Genomic DNA, 23,782 nt, shown 5'->3' with positions numbered 1-23,782 from the left:
TTTTGCTATGACACCATTAGTCGATTTTTTTCTTTTAATCATTTTCTTTGTTTTTTATAAATTTTATGATATTTATGTTGCTTCAGGTGTACTAATCGCTACAACTGCTATGGCACTGGTCATGAATTGGATAATCTACCGTAAATTAGAAAAAATACAAATCGTTACTTTTATTTTTTTATTTATTTTCGGTACCTTAACATTATTATTCCATAATGATAAATTCATTAAATGTAAAGTTACGCTAGTCTATTTAGTATTGGCATTAGCATTACTATATAGTCAACGTTTTACAAAACAACCTTTGATACAAACTCTATTAGGAAAAGAATTACAATTACCTCCTGGTATTTGGTTACGTCTAAATACCGCTTGGGCTGTTTTTTTTCTGCTTTGTAGTTTATTAAATATTTATGTAGCATTTTATTTATCGCAAGATATATGGGTTACCTTTAAAGTATTTATTTTAACTATTCTAACTTTATTATTTATGTTCTGTAGCGGTGTATATATTTGGTTAAAAACTCGACGAAAAAATTAAAATAATTGCTCTATTTTTAATGATTAGTCAAGATCAGGGATCAGAATTTAGAACTAGTAATAAATGGAAATAATGAGAATATTAATCTATTAATATTGAACATTTATAACTGAGCTATTAGCTTGGCTAATTAAGTTAATCAACTCTTCAAACTAAATGCAGTTCATATTATATATTATATATTTGAATTTATTTACTAATGATATCTAGTTAATTCCAATGCTAAAAAAAATTAAAATTTGTTCATTTAGATATTATTTAAAAATTATAAAGTTCTCTTGTTAATTATATGTAAACTTTACTTAAATAAAGCGTCAACGGGATTTTCACTTAATGACCATATTATGAAATTTATTAATTTGTTGTTCCCCTTTGGCTATTGGTTATTAATTTCAGCAGTCACTCTACGTATTTTAATAAAACGCCGTACAGTAACTTCAGCAATGTCTTGGTTACTGATTATTTATATTTTACCAATCATTGGTATGATTGCGTATCTGTCACTGGGTGAATCAAATTTGGGTAAACATCGTGCGGAATCTGCTCGTAACATATGGTTAAATACTGTTAAATTGTTGAATAACTTCCAACATATGCGTCATATTTTTTCTACCAAGAATAGCGATGTTGCACGTCCTTTGTTCGATTTATGTCGTTATCGACAAGGCATAGCTGGTATGAAAGGTAACGAAATACAGTTATTGACTAACACTGATAATGCTATGCATACACTAATTCAAGATATTCAGCAGGCACGTCATAGTATTGAAATGGTATTTTATATCTGGCAGCCTGGAGGATTAGCAGACGAAGTAGCAAAATCATTTATAGCAGCTGCTCTGAGTGGTGTATCTTGTCGTTTAATGTTGGATTCAGCAGGTAGTGTTGCGTTTTTCCGAAGTCCTTGGGCTAATATGATGCGTAATGCAGGGATTGATGTAGTTGAAGCACTGCAAGTCAGTATTTTAAGAGTTTTTTTACGACGTATAGACTTACGTCAACATCGCAAATTAGTACTCATTGACAATTATCTTGCTTATACTGGTAGTATGAATCTTGCAGATCCACGATTTTTTAAACAAAATGTAGGAGTTGGACAATGGATTGACCTCATGGTGCGTATGAAAGGTCCAATAGCAATAACAATGGACATTGTTTATGCCTGCGATTGGGAAACTGAAACTGGTAAGCGTATTTTGTCACTTAATCCGTTATATGAGAATATCCCTTTTAAAGAGGACAGTAATCATACAATACAGATTATTGCTTCAGGTCCAGGTTTTCCCGAAGATATAATACATCAAGCTTTATTAACTGCAGTATATTCAGCCCGTGAACAATTAATTATGACTACGCCTTATTTTGTACCTAGTGATGATTTATTGCATGCTATTTGTACTGCTGCACAACGTGGTGTTGAAGTCAGTATTGTTGTACCTCTGCACAATGATTCACTGCTAGTTGGTTGGGCTAGTCGTGCTTTTTTTACTGAAATGTTAGAGGCAGGAGTAAAAATTTATCAATTTAAAGACGGTTTATTACATTCTAAGAGTGTATTAGTTGACAAACAACTCAGTTTAGTTGGTACAGTAAACCTTGATATGCGTAGTCTGTGGCTCAATTTTGAAATTATATTAGTAATTGATGATAGCGATTTTGGTCAGAATCTTGCAGATGTACAAAATAACTATATTTCTTGTTCTCGTCTTTTAAATAATACGTTGTGGTCGAAGCGTGCTTGGTGGAAACGAATTATTGAACAATTGTGTTATTTTTTTAGTCCTTTACTATAAATGTTAAACAAAATTAACATAATCATCAATTCTTATCATATGTTGTTTTTAAAAAAATAGCATCAGTTTCTAACTGTCTATGAGTGAAATGGTGCTCTAAACATCCAGATAGAATATAGATGAGCGAGTATAGGCATATTATTTTTATATATTGCATATTATCTTTTTAAAATAGAACCGAACAAAATAGATTAACTATATCTTTTTCGATATTTCTTCTTTATAGATTTGTTATAAAAAAATATAATTCACTTTTAAATTTTGAATATGTTAATATTTAAAATATAATTAAATTATACATTGTTATAAAACATTATTAAAAATTTAAAATTTTTAATAATGATAAAATTTTCGATACCAATCAACAAATTTTTTTATACCTTCTTCAAGATTAGTATAGGGTTGAAAATTAATGTTACCTTGTAGTGCTGTCATATCTGCACTAGTTTGTAAAATATCACCAGGTTGCATAGGTAACATATTTTTTTTTGCTTTCATCCCCACTGCTTTTTCAATCAAATTAATACAAGTAATTAAGCTAACAGAGTGAGTATTACCTATATTGTAGATATGGTAAGTTGCAGAGCTTGATCCTATGGGCCCATTTTCTACAGTCCAATTTTTATTTTGTTGAGGAATGACATCTATTAAATATATTATTCTATCAACAACATCATCAATATAAGTGAAATCACGTTTCATGTGTCCATGGTTATAAATATGAAGCTGTTTGCCTTCTAGAATAGAACGCGTAAATTTAAATACAGCCATATCTGGACGTCCCCATGGACCATAAACTGTAAAAAATCTTAATCCTGTAGTAGGTAATTTATAAAGATGTGAATAAGCATGTGACATTAATTCGTTAGCTTTTTTTGTAGCGGCATAAAGTGAAATAGGATGATCTACTTTATCATCCGTTGAAAAAGGAAGTTTGTTATTAAGGCCATATACTGAACTAGATGAAGCATATATAAGATGTTCAATCTTATTATGGCGACATGCTTCTAAAATATTGAGATGTCCAATTAAATTGGAATTTGCATAAGCATTGGGATGATCAATTGAATAACGTACACCTGCCTGTGCACCTAAATGAATAACACGATCGAAATGATATGTTGAAAATAAGCAAGAGATAGCAGAGCTATCTATTAAATCCATTTTTATAAAAGTAAATTTAGAATATTTAATAATTTGATTAAGTCGCGCTTTTTTTAAACTAACATCATAGTAGTCATTTAGATTGTCTATGCCAATAACTTGATGACCAGAATCTAATAAACGTTTACTAATGTGAAAACCAATAAAACCTGCAGAGCCAGTAATTAAAAACTTCATAAGTTCCTCTGATTTGATCGCACAGTTTGTATAGATTCTCCACGTCCGATTGCGTAATAAATAAAACCGTATTTCTTAATAAGTTCAGGATCATAAAGGTTTCTCCCGTCAAAGATTACAGGTTGCTTCAATGCAGATTTAATAACATTAAAATTCGGTGCGCGAAAATTTTGCCATTCTGTACAGATAACTAATCCATCTGCACCTTCCAATGCCTTTTCTTTAGTATCCATCAATTTTAAATCACTTCGATCACCATAAATACGTTGAGTTTCGTCCATTGCCTGTGGATCAAATGCCTGAATGATTGCTCCTGCTGACCATAATGCTTCCATCAGATTACGACTAGGGGCTTCACGCATATCATCAGTATTGGGTTTAAATGCTAAACCCCATACAGCGAATACCTTACCTCGTAAATCATTACCGAAATAGTGTTGAATAATATAAGATAATTTGTTTTTTTGACAATTATTGACATCTTCTACAGCTTTTAAAAGACGTGGTGTATAGTTCATTAATTCTGCAGTACGAATAAGTTCCCTTATATCTTTTGGAAAACAAGACCCACCATATCCACACCCAGGATAGATAAAATCATACCCTATACGTGAATCTGAACCAATACCCTGACGGACTTTTTCAATATCGGCGCCCAAATATTCTGCTAAATTAGCAATTTCATTCATAAAGCTAATTTTAGTTGCTAGCATACAGTTTGCTGCATATTTAGTTAATTCGGCACTTTTACGATCCATAAAAATGATGCGATTATGATTTTTGTTAATAGGTTCATATAATTGACATAATAAGTCGATTAATTTATCATTATCATTATCAATACCAATTACTATACGTTCTGGATGCATACAATCGTTTATAGCTCCACCTTGTTGAAGGAATTCGGGATTGGAAACTATATCAAATGACGTATTCAAGTTACGTTTTTTTAGTACTCTTTTTATTATTTTACTAATAGCATTCGAAGTTCCTATAGGAACTGTTGATTTATCGATGATAACTTTATAAGTATTCATATATTTTGCAATAGTATTAGCAACTGAAGTTACATGGCTCAAATCAGCATATCCATTTTGATGTGTTGGAGTGCCAACTGTAATGAAATTAATTATGGAGTGTTCTACACCTTGATGAGCATTAGTAGTAAATTTAAGACGGCCGGCTTGATAATTTGATAAAACTAGAGGTTTTAAGCCAGGTTCAAAAATTGGTATAATACCTGCATTTAGATTTTTAATCTTTTTCTCATCAATATCAATACAGAGAACATGATGTCCAACTTCGGCTAATATGGCAGCGTGCACTAGACCCACATAACCGATACCAAATACAGTAAGTTTCATCTAATCATCCTGCATTTAATGAAATATTTTTTTTAGTATTATTTGTTCAAGCCACTCAGTAAAATCTTTTCCAAAAACTGGATGTCTCATACCATATTTAACAAAAGCCTGCATATAACCCAATTTGTTACCACAGTCATAGCTTAAACCTTTTAAATGATAAGCTTCAACAGTTTCTTTCTTCATTAACATTGCTATAGAATCAGTAAGTTGCACTTCACCGCTACTACTAGGAGGTGTCTGTGCCAATAATGGCCAAATATCTGAAGAGAGCACATAACGGCCAACTATGCCCAAATTAGAGGGTGCTTCAGATATTGTTGGTTTTTCAATGACATTGATTATCATTGCACTATCACCTGGTTTCATATTTACACCTTGACAATCTACTATACCATAGGATGTTACATCTGTAACTGGCTTAACCATTATTTGACTACGACCGCTTTCTTCATACCGTGCTAACATTTCTGCTAAATTATCGCTAGTTGGATCAAATTCATATTCGTCAATAATAACATCTGGTAAAATGATAGCTACAGCCTGATTAGCTATTAGAGGATAGGCGCACATTACTGCATGTCCTAATCCTTTTGCTATTCCTTGTCGTATTTGCATAATAGTAACATGTGGTGGACAAATAGATTGAATTTCACCTAATAACTGACGTTTAACACGTTTTTCAAGCATGGCTTCTAGTTCGAAACTAGTATCAAAATGGTTCTCAATAGAATTTTTAGAAGAATGTGTAACAAGAACAATTTCATTAATGCCCGCTGTAATGCATTCATTAACCACATACTGAATTAACGGCTTATCAGCTAGCGGTAACATTTCTTTCGGAATAGCCTTAGTAGCGGGCAGCATACGAGTACCTAATCCGGCAACAGGAATTACCGCTTTTGTTATTTTATCCTTGGCAGACATTCAATACCTCTCTTCAACAGAAAAAGGTGTTTGAAAATAAGTTATGGTATATTAAGTTTAAGACCCCAACTAAGCATTTAAATGTTATATCATAATGATTGATAATGTTGTATTTCAGCTATAATCTATAGAAATATTGTTCTTAAGTGAATTATCTTTTATTTGATTTTAGGTTTATAATATAAGTATCTTCATAAAGGACATAAAGAGATAGTATCTTCAAATAGATCATGAGTGTTGAATTTTATTTAATGAATTAAAACTTATGATGTATTTAATAAATTCATCTTAGAATAAAATTAGATTTTTAAAATTTTCCACAATAACTTAATTTGAATTGAATTTTGGCTAATAGGATATTTTATTTATAGAAAAATTTGAGTCAATATCGTAATAAATAAAATTACTATTTTAAGAAAGTAGTATGTAAGCTTTTTGAGCTGATTTTTTTAATTCGTTGATTAAAAAAATCATTATAATTTTTATATATATTGTATATTGCTAAAATCATAAGCACTTGTAACAAAAACTTGAATATAAAATTGAATATTCAAAGAAATAATTTTATAAATTATAATTGTAACTATTTAATTATTAATTAAAAAAAAATAGTTACTTATGCTTTTATATATTTAAATGATTTTAAATATCAAAACTAATAAACTTAAATATGATTTAAAATAATTAATTAATAATATGCATTATTATTAGTTTAAATATCATGAAATATAGTATTTGATTATCTTAGTAGCACCAAATAATTAATTTATTGTGAATTTTTTTGATAAGCTAAAAATATCTTCCCTGTAAGATGTTAAAGTTAAAATAATCTTGTTAAAATTTTCGTTTTGTTAATTTCAACAAGATATTGAAAATAAAAATTTTTTTTCAATATCTTTGATTTATTATTAATTTAATTCAAACATTGTAGAATTCGAATTATGCAAACATGTTTAATAATTTTTTTTTAAAAAGCTTTTTTACAGCGCTGTATTTACTTAAAGTTATTAATGGAAAATTAAGTTTTCTTTACTTTATATTGCATACTTAAATATTTATTTATTAAATTTAACATCATAAATTTTTTAATATTTTTAAATATTACTATTAGTTATTCCTTAAGTTGCTTTGCAATTATAGGTGTAAAGAGTTGACAGATGAAACATACTATCTTATCCTAACACACATTAAAAATAATCCATATTTAACATAATAACATTTGATATGTGCGTTAGATGGATTTACTATCTTAAATTAAGATAGATTATACAAAGGTTCTAAATAATGGTTGAATGTTCGTTATTAGAGTTTATTAATTTGTACTGCTATGCGCAAAAACAATTAAAATGCTTGATGAACCATAAAGTTAGATGTGCAGTATTTACATTGTACACTAAAAATTCTTAAAAAAAACTTTCATTAATTATAATGACAAGATAATTAAATAGAGATGATAGCTATCTTAAAATATTTTGCAAATTTATATGTACTACCACGTTGCACATTAAATAAACAAATTATATAAAATTTAGTAATTGATCTATTTAATTTTTATTGACTTCTAGTACAAAGTTTTATAACTTTATGATTTAATATTTAATAATAAAATAGTTGGTAAAATATAATATGAGTATTAAAGTAGGTATTAATGGTTTTGGTCGCATAGGTCGAATTGTATTTCGGGCTGCTCAGCAGCGTTCAGACATTGAAATTGTTGCAATTAATGATTTGCTTGATGTCGATTATATAGGTTATATGTTAAAGTATGATTCTACACATGGACGGTTTGATGGTTTAGTAGAAGTAAAAAACGGCATGTTACTTATTAATGGTAAGCAAATTCGTACTACTGCTGAAAAAGATCCAATGCATTTAAAATGGGATGAAATAGAAGTAAATATAGTGATTGAATCAACAGGTATGTTTTTAACTGATAAAACAGCACGTCAACATATTGCTGCTGGTGCTAAAAAGGTAGTAATTACTGCTCCCCCTAAAGATGATACGCCTATGTTTGTTCGTGGTGTTAACTTTGATAAATATCATGGACAAAATATTGTTTCCAACGCATCTTGTACGACAAATTGTTTAGCTCCGTTGGTCAAAATTATTAATGACAAATTCGGCATTATCGAGGGTTTAATGACTACTGTTCATGCAGCTACTGCAACTCAAAAAACTGTAGATGGACCATCTCAAAAAGATTGGCGAGGCGGACGTAGTGTGTTGTTGAATATTATTCCATCTTCAACAGGTGCTGCTAAAGCAGTAGGGAAAATTTTGCCAGAATTAAATGGACGACTGACAGGTATGGCATTTCGAGTACCGACTGCGAATGTATCTGTTATAGATTTAACTGTACGTTTAAAAAAAGCAGCCTCTTATGAAGAAATTTGCAAAACAATAAAAAGTGCTGCACAAAATGAAATGAAAAACGTTGTTGGATATATAGATGACGATGTAGTGTCTTCTGATTTTAATGGTGAAATTCTAACTTCAGTATTTGATGTCAAAGCAGGTATTGCACTAAATGATAATTTTGTTAAGTTAGTTTCTTGGTATGATAATGAAACTGGTTATTCTAATAAAGTTCTAGATTTAATTGCATTAATTGCTTCATACTAAATAGATTTTTGTAAAACAAGTGTGTTTTATTGTATAGATATATATAATTGATTCAATTAAAAGACTCTCTAATATAACAGAGAATATAATTAAATTGTAGCATTGTAAAATTTATACGTTAATAGTTCGTATTATTAACATAATATTTAAATTAATATTAAATACATTCAAACGAATAATTTAACATTATGTTTTTGTGAACGTAATTTCTGAAAAATATATTTTATTACTATGATTTGTATTCTAAATAGAACTTGATTTAAGCTGTTAATAAAAATTAATTGAACATCGTTAAATTTATATGGTATTTTAAGCAAGTATTCACTGTGGAATATCAAAAAATGTTGAAAAATATAAAATTTTTTAAAATTGCTTAAAGTTAGAGGAATCTAATATTAAGAAAATTATTCAAAAATTTTTTTGACTGACTATGCTTAATATATAGTATTTTGATTATATTGTATATAATATGTATTATATACAATATAATCAAAATAATTATGTTAATTTATTTGTTAATATGTATTTTAAAATCGCCAAATATTTTTATAAGAAAAGTTTAAATTATTCAGCATTGATCAACTGTTACATAATTATATTATATGTGAAGTAACAAAAATATTTTATATTTGCATATATGGTATATAAATGAAAAATTAAATTTGATCTGCATATAATTTTATTCTATTGTATTATTTATAATGCAATTTATTTTAATTAAGAAAATTACAATGCTATACCAATATTTGTCTTAATAAAATTATTATAATCTACTTAACCACGTTTGATATTACCTAATCATAATTTATAAAAAAATAATAAGATATGATTTTAAAGACTTAAAACTATTTGATGTAAATATAGAGCATTTAAAGATCATAAGTCATCTTATGTATTAAAAAATTTAATTTAAATGCTACATATCTATTAATTAATGATTTATGTTAATACATCAAAATTCTTTCTCATAAAAATAAGAAAATTTTATTTAAACAGCAAATAATTATATGGTTTAAATAAGCGCATTAATTTTTTAATAGACATATAAAATAATATAATTAATATATAGTTTTTATTAATTTATATAAATGTTTTCATAAAAATGAAAATTCAAATTCGCTTAGTTTTATAGTCGATGATAGTCAATGAAAATTTTTACTCAATTAATAATATTCGATATATTTATGCATTTAAGTATATATATATTAAAAATAGGATAGTAATTTTTGTGAAATTTACTACAGTAAATTCGGAATTATTAAATTATAGATCTATAAACGATGCATTTTGAAAATATTTTTATAAATAAAAAACTATGCACTAAAAATAATAGCATTGTTTTAAATATCTTCATAAGATTTGTACATTTAATATAACAATACTTAATTAAGTATTGTTATATTGTGTCTACTTTAACTTAAAATAACAATATAAAATATTAAGTATTTTATATTTGAAATTAAAATTACGTGAGCAAAGTGTTTCTCTAGAATAACAAGTGTTTTATACATTTAATTATAAAAAGTTTTTCATATAAAAAATAAAATATATCATAACTGACTATGTAATATCTATATTCTATAATCCTTAAATAAGCATAACTTCAATTAATAAGTTTTATATTTTATTAATTTTTATTAAGAAACTTTATTTATAGCTGCATTAAACAAAATATTCTAATTCCTACCATCTTGATTAAATTCTATGGAATTAATAGTAATTATTTACAATAATGTTGCAAGATTGTCTTAATTTGATATCAATCTGATTTTTAGCATGTATCTAGTATTTAGATCTCTTTATTAAGAGCATTAAAGAAATAAAGCTTAGAGCCTATCTATGATAGGCTTTTTTTACATAATTATTTTTAATTTTTAGTAATAATAACTGATTTTTCTAAAATTTTTTAGTATAAGAGAATAGTTCCTAATATTCTTGAGAATACGTAAATAGCTGATGAAAAATTATTGATATACGATATATTTTATCTTTGCTTATCTCATTGAATTTAACATAACTTTTTACTTATTTCTCATTTTAGTAGGAGAATGACGTTGAATATCAGCATGATTTATAGTTTGTTAATTATCGGTTCCGTGCTGGTTGCAGCAAGTATTCTGCTAAGTTCTTTTTCCTCACGACTGGGTATTCCAATTTTAGTTATTTTTCTGTTGATCGGTATGCTTACAGGTGTTGATGGTATTGGTGGTGTGGCTTTTGATAATTATCCTGTCGCTTACTTGGTTTCAAATCTTGCATTAGCTGTAATTTTACTTGATGGTGGAATACGCACTAAAGCTAGTTCTTTTAAAGTAGCTCTCACTCCTGCATTGGCATTGGCAACAGTGGGTGTAATAATTACAGCAGGATTAACAGGTATAGGTGCTGCTTGGCTTTTTAAGCTTGATTTAATACAAGGTTTTCTGATTGGTTCTATTATCGGTTCAACCGATGCTGCTGCCGTATTTTCTTTATTAGGCAATAAAGGTCTGAATGAAAGAGTAAGCGCAACACTCGAAATTGAATCTGGCAGTAATGATCCCATGGCTGTTTTTTTAACTATTGCTCTGATTGAGATGATTCAAAAGGGAGAATCAGAATTAAATTGGATTTTTGTAATACATCTAATTCAACAATTTGGTTTGGGTATTATATTTGGCTTAAGCGGTGGTTGGGCAATGCAAAAATTAATTAATAAAATTAATTTAGCAGAAGGTTTGTATCCTTTATTAGCATTAAGTGGTGGTATTATGGTCTTTGCTTTAACAACTGTTATAAAAGGCAGCGGTATTTTAGCAATTTATCTGTGTGGTTTTCTATTAGGAAACAGTCCTATTCGAAATCGCCATGGTATCTTACAGACTTTTGATGGCATGGCATGGTTGAGCCAAATTGGAATGTTTATTGTACTAGGACTATTAGTAACACCGTCAGATCTGTGGCATATTGCACTTCCAGCAATGATTTTATCACTATGGTTAATTTTTATTGCTCGTCCTTTTTCAATTATAGTAGGATTATTACCTTTCAAAGGATTTACATATCGCGAACGTATATTTATTAGCTGGGTTGGGTTACGTGGTGCTGTACCAATTATATTAGCTGTATTCCCAATGATGGCCGGATTAGAAAATTCTAAACTTTATTTCAATATTGCGTTTTTTGTCGTTCTAGTATCCTTAATGCTGCAAGGTACATCACTTGGCTATGCAGCAAAAAAAGCTAAAGTTATTGTGCCTCCTACTGCTTCACCAATTAGTCGTATTGCATTGGATATTCATCCCGAAAGCCCTTGGGAACAATTTGTTTATAGGTTGAATGCTGATAAATGGTGTATTGGTGCTACTATTCGTGATTTACAAATGCCACATAAAACTCGCATCGCTGCTTTGTTTCGTCAAAATACGTTAATGCATCCAAATGGTAAAACACGTTTAAAAGAAGGGGATGTTTTATGTGTAATAGGTCGTGAACACGACTTGCCTGCTTTAGGAAAAATGTTCAGCCAAACCCCACCTATATCACTTGACCAGAGTTTTTTCGGTAATTTTATTCTTGATGCTGATGCTCGATTACATGATGTAGCACAAATTTATGGTCTTGAGTTAGATAATGATACCGATGAAAATCAATCCCTGAATCAATTAATCATGAGTTTGCTTGGCAGTACACCGGTAGTTGGTGATCAAGTAGAATGGAATCAGATTATTTGGACAGTTGCAGAAAAGGAAAATAATCAAATTATGAAAATTGGAGTACGTGTTATGGAAGATCTAGAATGATTTTAAATCATACTTTGATTGGTTATATATATAAATAAATAGATTGCTCATCTGAATTTTTTTAAAAAAAAATCAAAAATTGATTCCACTAATTTTCAAAATTGCTAAAAAATATTAAAGATTATTTAAATCCAACCTGCATCGTTAAATATCGAGAAAATTTAATTCTAATTAAAATTCATCATGTATTCTTTAAAATTTTTAATAAAAGAGATTACAAAAAGAAAATAACATAAATTTTTATATTAAATAAAAAATTAAAAATTATTAATTCTGATTAATTAATTACATAATATTATGTTTACTCAATAAAATAGTATTGATTTCATTTTTCTAAATTTTTTGTAAGATCTCTCTATAGTATCTGATTTGTGTTGATCAATATTAATAATAAAGACAGCAGAAAATGTTTAAATCATTTTTAAATGACATATCGTTACTGAATACTGTTACTCATAAAATCATATATAATATTTTTATTATTCTAAATTTTAAATTTAAATTAAACATGATCTTATCATTTGATATCAGATTCTAAATAGAATTAGAAAATACCTTTTCTATAGAATGCATAATATTTTATTAAAAGAAAATGATACAATCATATTTTTTATTTGTTATACTTGTTAAGTAATATCGTTAAAATTTTTTAAAATACAAACTATTCATTCTACAATATTAAATTTTCGATTTCTGAAAAATATTTATGTATATAAATTTTCCATTTGAATAGTTTAATTAAGCAAAATCTATCAAACGACAAGTATTGGCTTAGATTAGAAATACAATCAATGTTACTCAATTAATTGATTATATTATGTAAATTATATTATAATATTAGTTAAGTAGCATGAGTTTTGATATATATATGCCATATATTTATTACAAGAATTTATTTACAATATAAAAATTAAATTATTTTAATTTTCTAATTTATAATCAAAAAAAATATTTTAGACCAAAACATATATAATATATCTGTATTGAAATATATCATTTCGACATCATAAAATCTAGATTATAGATATAATGTGTTTATTAATATCTTGTATATTATTTTTCAAAAATTTATTTAAGTAAATTAATTTTTTCATTGATATAATCATTTATTTATAAATAAAAATATTATAAATTTACTGTATTTTTTTATAAAAAAGTTAAAATTTTTCTTTTCTAAATTTTGTGTATGTAAAATTATAATTTTATTACTGTGAATAATTAAAATAAATACTTTAATTATTCACTTTAATTGTTAATAGAAAACTAATGAATTATAAATATAAATTATTTATGATTAATCTTACATGAATTTAATTTACAACATAATATATCAAATAGATATTTCGATTTTTCAATATGCTGGTAATAGACTGAATCTATGTGAAAATTGTATTAATTTTACAAGAAATAATTTTGGTTAATTTAATCGAGATTAAATATTTTATAATTTTTATTGTGTCATAAAAAATTATAAAATATAAATCTAATCTATTAGATGTTCATAGTGTCAGAAGCTCAAAACGTTATTTAACAACAGAAAAAAAATTCTTTATTATATTGATAATAATATAAAATTTCAGAAAAATACATAAATTATTACATTAATCGCGTAGTTCGTTTAAATATAGATCTGACTTTACTAAATATCAATTATAATTAATTTAAAGTTAAATTAATTATAATTTAACGTTTATCATTAAAAAAATGTCGAAAAAATATATTTTGAAAATTTTTCTCAGTTTTTTTAAAAAAAATTTTTATAAAGATCATATAAAAACGATATAAAAATATTTTTTTATATCACTTTAGCAGATAGCTTTACTTGTTTGAACTTAAATAATAATTATAATATGTTTTGAAAACTCTTAAATATTGATTATTTAGATGTTGTTGAATATCTAAATAATCGTAAAAATAGGAACGCATAAGACAGATGTCGAAATCGCCAATTGATTTTAAAGGAAGCAATTTTACCTTATCAGTCGTTCATCTGCACCAATCGCAACCTGAGATTATCCGGCAAGCTATACAAGAAAAAATTAACCAAGCACCTAAGTTTTTGCAGAATGCACCTATAGTACTCAATATCTCCACATTAAGCGGTGATATTAACTGGTTACAAATACAACAAGCAGTTAGCGCAACAGGGCTACGTATTATCGGTGTAAGTGGTTGTAAGGATGAGACATTAAAAAAAATAATTGCGAGTGCCGGTCTGCCAGTATTATGTGAAGGTAAAGTTGTTTTCAAAACAACAGATAGTACTAAATCTAATTTAGTTAACGATCATAATCAAGAGACTAATAAAGCACGTATTATTAATACTCTAGTACGTTCAGGTCAACAAATTTATGCTCGTAATACTGATCTTATCGTTATTAACAATGTTAGCGCCGGTGCTGAACTAGTCGCTGATGGTAACGTTCATATTTACGGTATTATGCGTGGTCGTGTATTAGCGGGAGCGAGTGGCGATTTTAAATGCCAGATTTTTTGTACTAATCTTGCTGCAGAGTTAGTTTCCATCGCTGGAGAATATTGGACTATGGATCAAATTCCAGGTAAGTTTTTTAGTACTGCAGCACGTTTGTACCTTCAAGACGGCGTACTTGCTATACAAACACTTAATTAAAATTAAGCTTCTTTTCTTTATTCTCCATTGTTAAGGAAATGAATATTTATGGCACGCATCATTGTAGTTACATCAGGTAAAGGCGGCGTTGGCAAAACTACATCAAGTGCTGCCATTGCCACGGGGTTAGCACAAAAGGGAAAAAAAACTGTTGTAATCGATTTTGATATTGGACTAAGAAATCTTGATTTAGTTATGGGTTGTGAACGTCGTGTAGTATACGATTTTATAAATGTTATTCAGGGTGATGCTATATTGAATCAGGCTTTGATCGCTGATAAACGTATTCAACAGCTATATATACTGCCTGCTTCACAAACTCGTGACAAAGATGCCTTAACTCGAAAAGGCGTTGAGAAGATTCTCAATGATTTAGAACTAATGGAATTTGAATTTATTATTTGTGATTCTCCAGCAGGTATTGAAACTGGTGCATTGATGGCACTTTATTTTGCTGATGAAGCAATTATTACAACTAATCCTGAAATATCTTCTGTGCGTGATTCTGATCGTATTCTTGGAATTATTTCCTCTAAATCTCGTCGAGCAGAGAAAGGCAATGCACCAGTTAAAGAACATTTGCTCTTAACTCGTTATAATCCCAGTCGTGTGATTCGAGGTGATATGTTAAGCATAGAAGATGTGTTAAGCATTTTACGTATTCCATTAGTCGGTGTCATACCAGAAGATCAATCTGTACTTCGTGCGTCTAATCAAGGCGAACCAATAACACTTGATAGTAATTCTAACGCTGGAAAAGCTTATACTGATACCGTAGAGCGCTTACTTGGTGAACAATACCCCTTTCGTTTTGTTGGAGAAGAGAAGAAGGGTTTTCTAAAACGCTTATTCAGAGTATAAATCATGGTATTACTTGATTTTTTTTTATCTCATAAAAAGAATACAGCTTCCATAGCCAAGGAAAGGCTGCAAATTATCGTAGCTGAACGCAGAAAAGACAATAGTCAACCTCATTATTTGACTCAATTGAAACGTGATATACTAGAAGTAATCTGTAAGTATGTAAAAATTGATCCAGATATGGTCACTGTACAACTAGATCAAAAAGGAGACGATATCTTTATATTAGAATTAAATGTTATTTTGCCTGAAACTGAAGACATTATTATTAAATAACATTTTCAGATATGCTAAAGAGTATATTTATAATGTGTATTAATAATCTTTATATTATTTGTTTAGCTAAATTATTATCTAATTATAGTTATAATATATTACTTTTTGTTTTATCGGTAAATTTTGAAATCATTAGTATACGATTATACACTATATAATTAATGTAATTTTGTAAAATTAGTTATTCTTATCAAAAAAAATATGTTAATCTATTAATTATATAAATAACGTGTAGTACATAACAATATTACATGATTTAAACATTGATATGCTATACTGAATCATTTTAAATTTTTTATTTATTAATATATATTACATTTAGGTGAAAAATTAGCTGCTAAATTTTATCGAACTAAAATTAAGAATCTTCGATCAGTTAGATTTAAAGGTATTAATCTTATTCAAGGATTAGGGTTCTTTGCCCATGCAATCTCATTCCGTAAATATACTGGAATAGCATCTTCTACTTTTTTAATTTCCCTACGTTGCCAAGCTCTAGAGGCTAAAGGTAACATATCCTTTGCGATAGGTAATATTATGTTTGTCTCTATGAGCTGCAGATCAGGTACTGTCTTTGATAGTTCTGGATAAATTTTCCAGATATTACCAACTATAGCCCATTTTCCTTTCAGAGTAGCAATACGTGATAGGACTATTTTTATTGATAATATTGTTTCTTTACCTGTCCAAATACCCTGATCATTACGTTGATATTCAGCCCAATAAATTTCTCCCATACGTGCATTAATTCCTGCAAGAACGTGGGTAGCTGCTATTTGGTTCCAAGCACTTTGTGCCATTGTAACTAAAGAAGATATACCAACAATTGGAAGGTGTGCACCTAAAGCTAGTCCCTGTGTAATGCTAATTGCAATACGTATACCTGTAAAGCTACCAGGACCGTGGCCAAAAGCTAATAAGTCAATTTCACCTAATCTCATATTTTGCTTATACAATAATTCTTTGATTATTGGAAGAATACGTTGCGTATGCAAACGGGGAGCAATTTCAAAACGTGCATCAATTTTCTCATTATTTATTAATGCAACTGAATGAGCTTCTGTAGTAGTATCTAAGGCTAAAATTTTAATAGACATAGTATGATAAACACCTACAATTTTTATTTTTTTATTGTATAGTAACATCAAAAATTGATTTTTAAATATTTTAGTTCATCAAAATAGTATAACTATACTATCATATGCACTATACTGATAAACTATACCGATTAATTAAATTGATCATATAATTTAACTGATAATATTAATTAGTTTAATATACATAGATATTACATGATTATACTTCAATCTGACCATAATTACATGCCAAAAAATTGCTACGTATACAATGTATATAAATAATATTATTTTAATATGTATTAAATTTAAAACACATACATACAATTAAAGGCATATTACATTATATAAACTATATTTAGACTCTATACGTCAATCTAAATATAATATAAATTCAAATAAAAAATATATTCTTTAAGCTGTTGATCATTATATATGATTTATTATCATGCTGTGGGTATGTAAATTGATAACGGTAAGACTTTCTTCATGTATTAATTTCAATAGCAAGAATTTTCTATAAAGCAGACTGAGACAAAAATACAAAATATAGCTTGCTAATTAATGGGTGGAGTAAAGTAATTCATCACGTGACTATTAAAACTTATATTTTAAACTATACTGCTTACGCAGCATTACATAATTTTTCCGTTCTTGCTAATCAACCCTGGGCAATGTTACTTACTTCAGGGCACGCTAATCATGTATATAGCCGATTTGACATTCTTACTGCTGACCCTCTTGTTATGCTTACGACATACGGAAATATAACAACAATTGTAAAAGGTGGTAGTGTTCTACAGTCTAATGAAGATCCTTTATTAATTGTACGTAGAGAATGCGATATGATAGGAGTAACTCCTCTTTTTAACGATGCATTACCTTTTCAAGGAGGTGCAATAGGGCTATTTGGTTACGATCTTGCACGACGCTTTGAAAAACTGCCCAAGTTAGCAAAACAAGATCTGTCAACGCCTGATATGGCAGTAGGAATTTATGATTGGGCATTGATTGCTGATCATTGTTTAAAAAAACTTACATTAGTATCGCTTAATGATGCGAATGCACGCTGGAAGTGGCTTTTAGCTCAAGCTAAAACTAAGACTATATCTTTTAGATTAACTAGCAGATGGCACAGCAACATGAATTTTAAGGGTTATACTAGCCGATTTTATAAAGTGAAAAAATATATTGAAAAAGGTGAATGTTATCAAGTTAATTTAGCACAGCGTTTTCAAGCAACTTATACTGGCAATGAATGGCATGCTTTCTTGAACTTTAACCGGCGTAACTGTGCTCCTTTTAGTGCGTTTATAAGATTACCAATGAGTGTAGTGATGAGTTTATCGCCAGAACGTTTTCTTTTTCTCCAAAAAGGAGAAATTGAAACACGACCCATTAAAGGAACTTTACCGCGTCTATTAGATCCAATAAATGATATCAAACAAATTAAAAAACTTGCTAATGCTGAAAAAGATCGCGCAGAAAATCTAATGATTGTCGACTTAATGCGTAACGATCTCAGTCGCATAGCTGTAACTAACAGCGTACATGTACCAGAATTGTTTATAGTAGAGTCTTTTGCAGCAGTTCATCATTTAGTTAGTACTATACGGGCCCGTTTATTACAGACGTTTTTTCCTGTAGATTTATTGCGAGCTTGCTTTCCTGGCGGTTCTATTACTGGGGCGCCCAAAATTCGTGCCATGGAGATCATAGAGGAGTTAGAGCCAAATCGTCGCAATGCTTGGTGTGGTAGCATTGGTTATATTAGTTTATGTGGTAGAATGGATAGCAGTATTGCTATCCGTACATTAATTGCGGAAAAACAGCACCTTTATTGTTCAGCAGGTAGTGGATTAGTAGCAGATAGCATACTTGAACAGGAATATGAAGAAACGTTTAATAAAGTAAATCGCATTTTACACATTGACGCTAATACTAAATATAAATTTTAAAATTGAATTACAAATTAATAAAATATTATTTGATAAATATCAAATATTTTTTAAGTATAGAATTAATGATATATCTTGTATATTACAGATCTTTTAAATGCTAGAATCATGAAAATATTTATAAATGAAAATATTTTTTCAAATCATGAACTTATTAAATGATCGTAAAAATTGTTCAACTATATTAATATAGAAGTGTCTAATGTGTGTTATGTGATGTTCTAGATTATATCTATTAGGTATTCGTGATATCTAAGGTCTCATCTTCGTCTGGAAATTCACCAGCAATTGCTTCTAATACATCTAGAGGAGTAATTAATCCTTGTATTTTACTAAACTCATTGATTACAATAACACATTTACCCTTTGCACCACGCAATACACTGAGTAGGTTGATTGAATCTAGTGTTTCTTGTACAAGTATAGCAGGTGATTTAGAAGCAAATATTGAAACATCTACAGTATTTTCTAGTGCAACTAAAAGTTCTTTAGCTCTTACTACTCCAATAATATTATCCAATTCACCGCAACAGACTGGAAATAGGCTATGTGGTGTATCTAAAATCTGAATACGAATCTCATCTAGTGGACGCGAAACGTCAACCCAAGAAATATCACTGCGTGGTGTCATAATATTACGAATTGAACGCTGTGAGAGTGTTAATACACCTTTCATCATATCACGTTCTTCATCTTTAAAAGGTTGCTGATGCATTACTTGTACTAACACTTCTTCTTCATTAATTATTGGTTGATTACGTTGCCTTACACTACCCATCAGACGCAGAATTGCTTCAGCGGTACGTTCACGCATTGGACGGCGTGCATGATGGCGTAGAAAATTACGTCGTGCAATTTGATTAAATAATTCAATAATAATCGAAAAACCAATAGCTACATAAATATAACCTTTGGGGATATTAAAACCAAACCCTTGTGCCATTAGTGATAAGCCAATCATTAGTAAAAAACTTAAACACAAGACCACCACTGTGGGGTGTGCATTAACAAAACGCGTTAATGGTTTGAAAGCTAGTAACATGATACTCATGGCAATTACTACTGCAATCATCATAACCGATAGATTATTTACCATACCAACAGCGGTAATTACTGCGTCTAACGAAAATATTGCATCTAACACTACAATTTGTATTACTACTGCCCAGAAACTCGCATAGTTTTTATCCATTTGATGTTCAAGATCATGACTTTCTAAACGTTCATGTAATTCCATTGTTGCTTTGAATAAAAGAAATAAACCGCCAATCAAAAGAATTAAATCTCTGCCAGAAAAACTAAATTTACTTATTATGAACAAAGGTCTTGTAAGAGTCACAATCCAAGAGATAAATGATAGCAAAGCTATTCGTGCAAAAAAAGCGAGTGTTAGACCAATTAATCGAGCCTTATCACGTTGATTTGGTAAAAGTTTATCTGTTAAAATGGCAATAAATACCAAATTATCAACACATAAAACAATCTCTAATATAACTAATGTAAGTAACCCCGCCCACATTGAGGGTTTTGAAAAAAATTCCATCAATGACTCCTTGCAGAAATCCAGGGCGAAACAAACGGGTCTGAATAGTACAATGAGACAACCACCTTTAACCAATAATAATACAACTGATAATATTACAGCATAGGTTAGAAAACGCTGAAAGTAGACTAAACTATTTTGATAATAGTTAAAAGATGCGCTGAGAGATGATAATAAAGTAAGAAGTATTAGTAATAATAGTAGTAATTAATAATATGTTCATGAACTTAAAACATTAAAATTTTTTTATTTATAAATAATCATCCTACATTAGCATAGTTAGTGAAAATGCAATTTTTGCATATGTGAAAATGAGTAAATATATATATAATATATTTATCTTATTACCAATAATAAATTGTATTAACATGTTTTATATTAGAATATTTTTTCTTAATGATTTTTTTTGAATTAGATTAGAATAATATATTTACATGTTCTTTTCTTCCCGTTTATCTTATATAAACATGTCATAAGGACAGAGATATCAAGTGACAATTGCCATTATAATTTGTACACATGGTGAAATGGAAAAAAATTTGCTTAGTACAACGAGGTGGTACTCCGTAAACAAAAGAATCTTATATGGGTAAATTTTTGCCTAACGAAAATGTAGATATATTATTTAAAAAGTACACAGAACAATTAATCATTCTCAATCCTTCTCAAGGAATATTGTTTTTAGTCGATACATGGATGGGCAGGTAGCCCTTTCAATGAAAATAGACGTATTTCTATCGATCAACTTATGTATAACGTTATATTGATGGAATCAATATACTAATATTACTAAAAATTTTAATGAAATGAGATCGTATTATCTCGATAGAAAAGCTTGTTCATCTCGCCATTGAAGCTAGTCGTAAAAATATAAAATCTCTAAAAACTACATCTGCTACACGCATTGCTTCAGAAGCATCTCAAGTCTGTAAGATAAGAAGATCTAAGCAAGAACAAAAAATGTAGAAGAATACCAACACAAACAGAACCAACATATGAAACTTAATCTTGTCTGTATTGAGGATTGTTTAATTCATGGACAAATTTCAACACGTTGGGTTAGAGAAATCAATATTACAAGAATTATTTCAGTAAATGATGAGTTTGCTAGTGATCATATATGAAAAATATTTATTATGCAGATAGTTCTTCCTCTTCTCTTATAACTGTACTCGTAGTTAATCTAGATAAGATGGTGGAATTTAGAATCATACTAAATATAGTCAAGATCGAGTGATCTTATTATTTTCTTATCCAATAGATATTTTTCGAATCGTAGAAAAAGCTATAGAGATTAAATAAGTTAATATGGTTGGGATGGCTTTTCAAAAAAGAAACACTCAAATTAATAATATACCATCTATCAATAAAGAAGAAATATCAGCATGTTATCGACTTAATCGACGTGGGAGAGAACTTAAAGTACGTAAAATTTCCAATGATTCCAAAGTAAATATGATAGACTTAAAAAGAAGATTAATTTATAGTCCTACTTAGCTTATTATTATTAATAATCTATCTATAGGTAGTGTTCTAGGAGATATCAAGACTGGAGTTATTATAGGTAGGAAGTATATTAGAAATAATTGTATTAAGATGAACCAAAATAAGTGCATCTATTGCTTCTGACGTTGCATTAGCTTCTATTATCTGAACTATTTTAGTAATTAGTGAATGGCAAAATATTAGTACTAGTATTGCGTTAGGAATTCCATTGTCTGTCGTTAGTCAAGTGTTAACAATTATTGAACGTATATTTATTATTATATTTCAACATGTTACTGATATAATAGCTATAAAATTTAATTTAGGCGCTATTTCTTAGATTCATATGTCTACTATATTTTTACAAACAATGCGGATTGCTCTAACTACTTTGATTATAGTTATTTTTTTATGGAACTAATGTGCTAAATATATTTTTAAAGTCTATTGCTATGGTTTTTATTAATGCTTTAAATGTCAGTAGTGGTATAATTGTGATTATAGGTTATGAAATAGTTATGAATATCATACGTTTGTGTTATCTAATGCCTTTTTTTATCTTGGTTTTGTAACAACTGCTTTCACTAATTTTAATTTTGTTGCATTGAGTGTAATCGTTACAGTTATGGCAATGTTGTACATTCAAGTCACAGATAAATATAACCGTACTAATGATACTTGCAACCATTTTTTGGATGGTGCACAGGATTGAAATAAAAATTAAAATGATGGTGTGTAAATGACTAGTTCTAAAACACTTACGCTACACGATATTCGAAGTGTAATGATTTGCTCAAATTCATTTCAAGGTTCTTAGAATTTTAACAAATGCAAGCTTTAGGTTTTACTGCTCAATGGTACCAGTCATTCACAGTGTTTACACAAAAAACGACGACATCGTAAACAAGCAATTAAACATGATCTGCAATTTTTTAATACACAACATCCTTACACAGTTCTACTAATACTAGCCATTACGACGGCAATGGAAAAACATCGCGCTAATAATTGGCGAGATAATTCATGATGATGTAATCATTGCAATAAAAGTATCATTGATGGGCCCTTTAGCTAGTGTTGGTAATCCAATTTTTGGGGTATTATTCGTCCAATTTTTTCAGTTTTTGAAGCAAGTCTAGCAATAAACGGAAACATTCTCCGTGCGATTTTATTTTTAATACAATTCGTATTGTAATTCGATATTACGATGATAATGTACGGTTATCGTAAAAGTATTAATATCACAAACGACATACAAGAAAACTTCTTAAAAAAATTACTGAAGGAGCATCAATTCTGGGTGTTTTTATTATGGGCACAGTTGTTCATAAGCGTAATCATGCTAATATACTTGTTGTAGTTTTGCGCATCACAGATAAAAATAGTAAAATAACAATGACGACCGTACAAACTATTTTAGATAAACTAATGTCTGGTTGCATTCCTTTGCTGTTAACATTTAGCTGTATGTGGTTATTGCTTCATCGTATTGATTCAATATTGATTATAAAAAGTTTTTTGTTATTAGTATTTTAAGGTGTTTGACAAGTGTACTCGGCATATAATTACAACATATCA

The 23,782-nt window shown here is 28.7% G+C and carries 17 protein-coding genes and 2 pseudogenes; 14 read left to right on the top strand and 5 right to left on the bottom strand.

Features of this window, described 5'->3' with window-relative positions; genetic code table 11:
• Nucleotides 1-7 precede the first annotated feature (7 nt).
• Both BMSBPS_RS01220 and cls read left to right on the top strand, forming a co-directional pair.
• The gene (locus tag BMSBPS_RS01220; RefSeq protein ID WP_046201094.1) at nucleotides 8-541 is read left to right on the top strand and encodes a septation protein A; all 534 of its coding nucleotides are present in this window, start codon (nucleotides 8-10) and stop codon (nucleotides 539-541) included.
• Nucleotides 542-885: 344 nt separating this feature from the next.
• Entirely contained in the window at nucleotides 886-2,334 is a 1,449-nt protein-coding gene (gene cls / locus BMSBPS_RS01215; RefSeq protein WP_022564605.1) for a cardiolipin synthase, read from the top strand.
• Between the two features lie 333 nt (nucleotides 2,335-2,667).
• On the opposite strand, the gene BMSBPS_RS01210 is transcribed toward cls, so the two are convergent.
• Genes BMSBPS_RS01210 through galU form a run of 3 tightly spaced genes read right to left on the bottom strand, consistent with a single transcriptional unit; the run spans nucleotide 2,668 to nucleotide 5,966 of the window.
• A complete protein-coding gene (locus tag BMSBPS_RS01210) occupies nucleotides 2,668-3,675 on the bottom strand; it encodes an NAD-dependent epimerase (RefSeq protein ID WP_046201093.1) in 1,008 nt (335 codons plus the stop codon).
• Nucleotides 3,672-5,039, bottom strand: coding sequence for a UDP-glucose dehydrogenase family protein (locus BMSBPS_RS01205; RefSeq protein ID WP_022564603.1), 1,368 nt, complete (start codon nucleotides 5,037-5,039; stop codon nucleotides 3,672-3,674). The genes BMSBPS_RS01210 and BMSBPS_RS01205 overlap by 4 nt, the downstream gene beginning before the upstream one ends.
• A gap of 15 nt (nucleotides 5,040-5,054) precedes the next feature.
• On the bottom strand, nucleotides 5,055-5,966 hold the full coding sequence (galU, locus tag BMSBPS_RS01200; protein ID WP_046201092.1) for a UTP--glucose-1-phosphate uridylyltransferase GalU: 912 nt from the start codon (nucleotides 5,964-5,966) through the stop codon (nucleotides 5,055-5,057).
• 1,626 nt (nucleotides 5,967-7,592) lie between these two features.
• Here galU and gap point away from each other — a divergent pair.
• The 5 genes from gap to minE all read left to right on the top strand — a co-directional run bounded on the left by gap (nucleotide 7,593) and on the right by minE (nucleotide 16,142).
• On the top strand, nucleotides 7,593-8,591 hold the full coding sequence (gene gap / locus BMSBPS_RS01195; RefSeq protein WP_022564601.1) for a type I glyceraldehyde-3-phosphate dehydrogenase: 999 nt from the start codon (nucleotides 7,593-7,595) through the stop codon (nucleotides 8,589-8,591).
• A gap of 2,048 nt (nucleotides 8,592-10,639) precedes the next feature.
• Nucleotides 10,640-12,373 (top strand): potassium/proton antiporter, encoded by a 1,734-nt coding sequence (locus tag BMSBPS_RS01190; protein WP_407638112.1) that lies wholly within the window; start codon nucleotides 10,640-10,642, stop codon nucleotides 12,371-12,373.
• A 1,933-nt stretch (nucleotides 12,374-14,306) separates the two neighbouring features.
• Nucleotides 14,307-15,005 (top strand): septum site-determining protein MinC, encoded by a 699-nt coding sequence (gene minC, locus BMSBPS_RS01185; protein ID WP_022564599.1) that lies wholly within the window; start codon nucleotides 14,307-14,309, stop codon nucleotides 15,003-15,005.
• A gap of 48 nt (nucleotides 15,006-15,053) precedes the next feature.
• Nucleotides 15,054-15,866: a septum site-determining protein MinD gene (minD, locus tag BMSBPS_RS01180; RefSeq protein ID WP_022564598.1), complete on the top strand. Its 813-nt coding sequence runs from the start codon at nucleotides 15,054-15,056 to the stop codon at nucleotides 15,864-15,866.
• A 3-nt stretch (nucleotides 15,867-15,869) separates the two neighbouring features.
• The gene (minE, locus tag BMSBPS_RS01175; protein ID WP_022564597.1) at nucleotides 15,870-16,142 is read left to right on the top strand and encodes a cell division topological specificity factor MinE; all 273 of its coding nucleotides are present in this window, start codon (nucleotides 15,870-15,872) and stop codon (nucleotides 16,140-16,142) included.
• Between the two features lie 401 nt (nucleotides 16,143-16,543).
• Here the strand turns inward: minE and tsaB are convergent, their stop codons facing one another.
• Nucleotides 16,544-17,233 (bottom strand): tRNA (adenosine(37)-N6)-threonylcarbamoyltransferase complex dimerization subunit type 1 TsaB, encoded by a 690-nt coding sequence (gene tsaB / locus BMSBPS_RS01170; RefSeq protein WP_235375462.1) that lies wholly within the window; start codon nucleotides 17,231-17,233, stop codon nucleotides 16,544-16,546.
• A 575-nt stretch (nucleotides 17,234-17,808) separates the two neighbouring features.
• On the opposite strand from tsaB, the gene pabB reads away from it, so the two are divergent.
• The gene (gene pabB, locus BMSBPS_RS01165) at nucleotides 17,809-19,176 is read left to right on the top strand and encodes an aminodeoxychorismate synthase component 1 (RefSeq protein WP_022564595.1); all 1,368 of its coding nucleotides are present in this window, start codon (nucleotides 17,809-17,811) and stop codon (nucleotides 19,174-19,176) included.
• 759 nt (nucleotides 19,177-19,935) lie between these two features.
• Here pabB and BMSBPS_RS04795 read toward each other — a convergent pair.
• Nucleotides 19,936-20,719: pseudogene (locus BMSBPS_RS04795) on the bottom strand (TerC family protein); the annotation flags it as partial.
• 995 nt (nucleotides 20,720-21,714) lie between these two features.
• Between BMSBPS_RS04795 and BMSBPS_RS04560 the strand changes: the two are divergent.
• The 6 genes and pseudogenes from BMSBPS_RS04560 to BMSBPS_RS04365 all read left to right on the top strand — a co-directional run bounded on the left by BMSBPS_RS04560 (nucleotide 21,715) and on the right by BMSBPS_RS04365 (nucleotide 23,769).
• The gene (locus BMSBPS_RS04560; RefSeq protein ID WP_081699083.1) at nucleotides 21,715-21,843 is read left to right on the top strand and encodes a PTS sugar transporter subunit IIB; all 129 of its coding nucleotides are present in this window, start codon (nucleotides 21,715-21,717) and stop codon (nucleotides 21,841-21,843) included.
• Between the two features lie 193 nt (nucleotides 21,844-22,036).
• Nucleotides 22,037-22,216, top strand: a complete 180-nt coding sequence (locus BMSBPS_RS04555) for a hypothetical protein (protein ID WP_148424734.1) — start codon at nucleotides 22,037-22,039, stop codon at nucleotides 22,214-22,216.
• A gap of 217 nt (nucleotides 22,217-22,433) precedes the next feature.
• On the top strand, nucleotides 22,434-22,544 hold the full coding sequence (locus BMSBPS_RS04760; protein WP_326972816.1) for a hypothetical protein: 111 nt from the start codon (nucleotides 22,434-22,436) through the stop codon (nucleotides 22,542-22,544).
• 112 nt (nucleotides 22,545-22,656) lie between these two features.
• Nucleotides 22,657-22,776 (top strand): hypothetical protein, encoded by a 120-nt coding sequence (locus BMSBPS_RS04670; protein ID WP_235375461.1) that lies wholly within the window; start codon nucleotides 22,657-22,659, stop codon nucleotides 22,774-22,776.
• On the top strand, nucleotides 22,740-22,916 hold the full coding sequence (locus BMSBPS_RS04665; RefSeq protein ID WP_162484258.1) for a hypothetical protein: 177 nt from the start codon (nucleotides 22,740-22,742) through the stop codon (nucleotides 22,914-22,916). The genes BMSBPS_RS04670 and BMSBPS_RS04665 overlap by 37 nt, the downstream gene beginning before the upstream one ends.
• A gap of 27 nt (nucleotides 22,917-22,943) precedes the next feature.
• Nucleotides 22,944-23,769 (top strand): annotated as a pseudogene (locus BMSBPS_RS04365) (PTS system mannose/fructose/sorbose family transporter subunit IID).
• Nucleotides 23,770-23,782 lie beyond the last annotated feature (13 nt).

The sequence above is a fragment of the Candidatus Pantoea carbekii genome, assembly GCF_000971765.1.
GTDB lineage: Bacteria > Pseudomonadota > Gammaproteobacteria > Enterobacterales > Enterobacteriaceae > Pantoea_A > Pantoea_A carbekii.
The sequence above is the reverse complement of the archived record's forward strand: the minus strand, read 5'-3'. Positions and strand labels throughout refer to the sequence as shown.

Excerpts from the sequence above, each read along its gene's own strand:
- BMSBPS_RS01220 (WP_046201094.1), top strand. The coding sequence starts at position 8 with ATGACACCATTAGTCGATTTTTTTCTTTTAATCATTTTCTTTGTTTTT.
- cls (WP_022564605.1), top strand. The coding sequence starts at position 886 with ATGAAATTTATTAATTTGTTGTTCCCCTTTGGCTATTGGTTATTAATT.
- BMSBPS_RS01210 (WP_046201093.1), bottom strand. The coding sequence starts at position 3,675 with ATGAAGTTTTTAATTACTGGCTCTGCAGGTTTTATTGGTTTTCACATT.
- BMSBPS_RS01205 (WP_022564603.1), bottom strand. The coding sequence starts at position 5,039 with ATGAAACTTACTGTATTTGGTATCGGTTATGTGGGTCTAGTGCACGCT.
- galU (WP_046201092.1), bottom strand. The coding sequence starts at position 5,966 with ATGTCTGCCAAGGATAAAATAACAAAAGCGGTAATTCCTGTTGCCGGA.
- gap (WP_022564601.1), top strand. The coding sequence starts at position 7,593 with ATGAGTATTAAAGTAGGTATTAATGGTTTTGGTCGCATAGGTCGAATT.
- BMSBPS_RS01190 (WP_407638112.1), top strand. The coding sequence starts at position 10,640 with ATGACGTTGAATATCAGCATGATTTATAGTTTGTTAATTATCGGTTCC.
- minC (WP_022564599.1), top strand. The coding sequence starts at position 14,307 with ATGTCGAAATCGCCAATTGATTTTAAAGGAAGCAATTTTACCTTATCA.
- minD (WP_022564598.1), top strand. The coding sequence starts at position 15,054 with ATGGCACGCATCATTGTAGTTACATCAGGTAAAGGCGGCGTTGGCAAA.
- minE (WP_022564597.1), top strand. The coding sequence starts at position 15,870 with ATGGTATTACTTGATTTTTTTTTATCTCATAAAAAGAATACAGCTTCC.
- BMSBPS_RS04560 (WP_081699083.1), top strand. The coding sequence starts at position 21,715 with ATGAAACTTAATCTTGTCTGTATTGAGGATTGTTTAATTCATGGACAA.
- BMSBPS_RS04555 (WP_148424734.1), top strand. The coding sequence starts at position 22,037 with ATGGCTTTTCAAAAAAGAAACACTCAAATTAATAATATACCATCTATC.
- BMSBPS_RS04670 (WP_235375461.1), top strand. The coding sequence starts at position 22,657 with ATGGTTTTTATTAATGCTTTAAATGTCAGTAGTGGTATAATTGTGATT.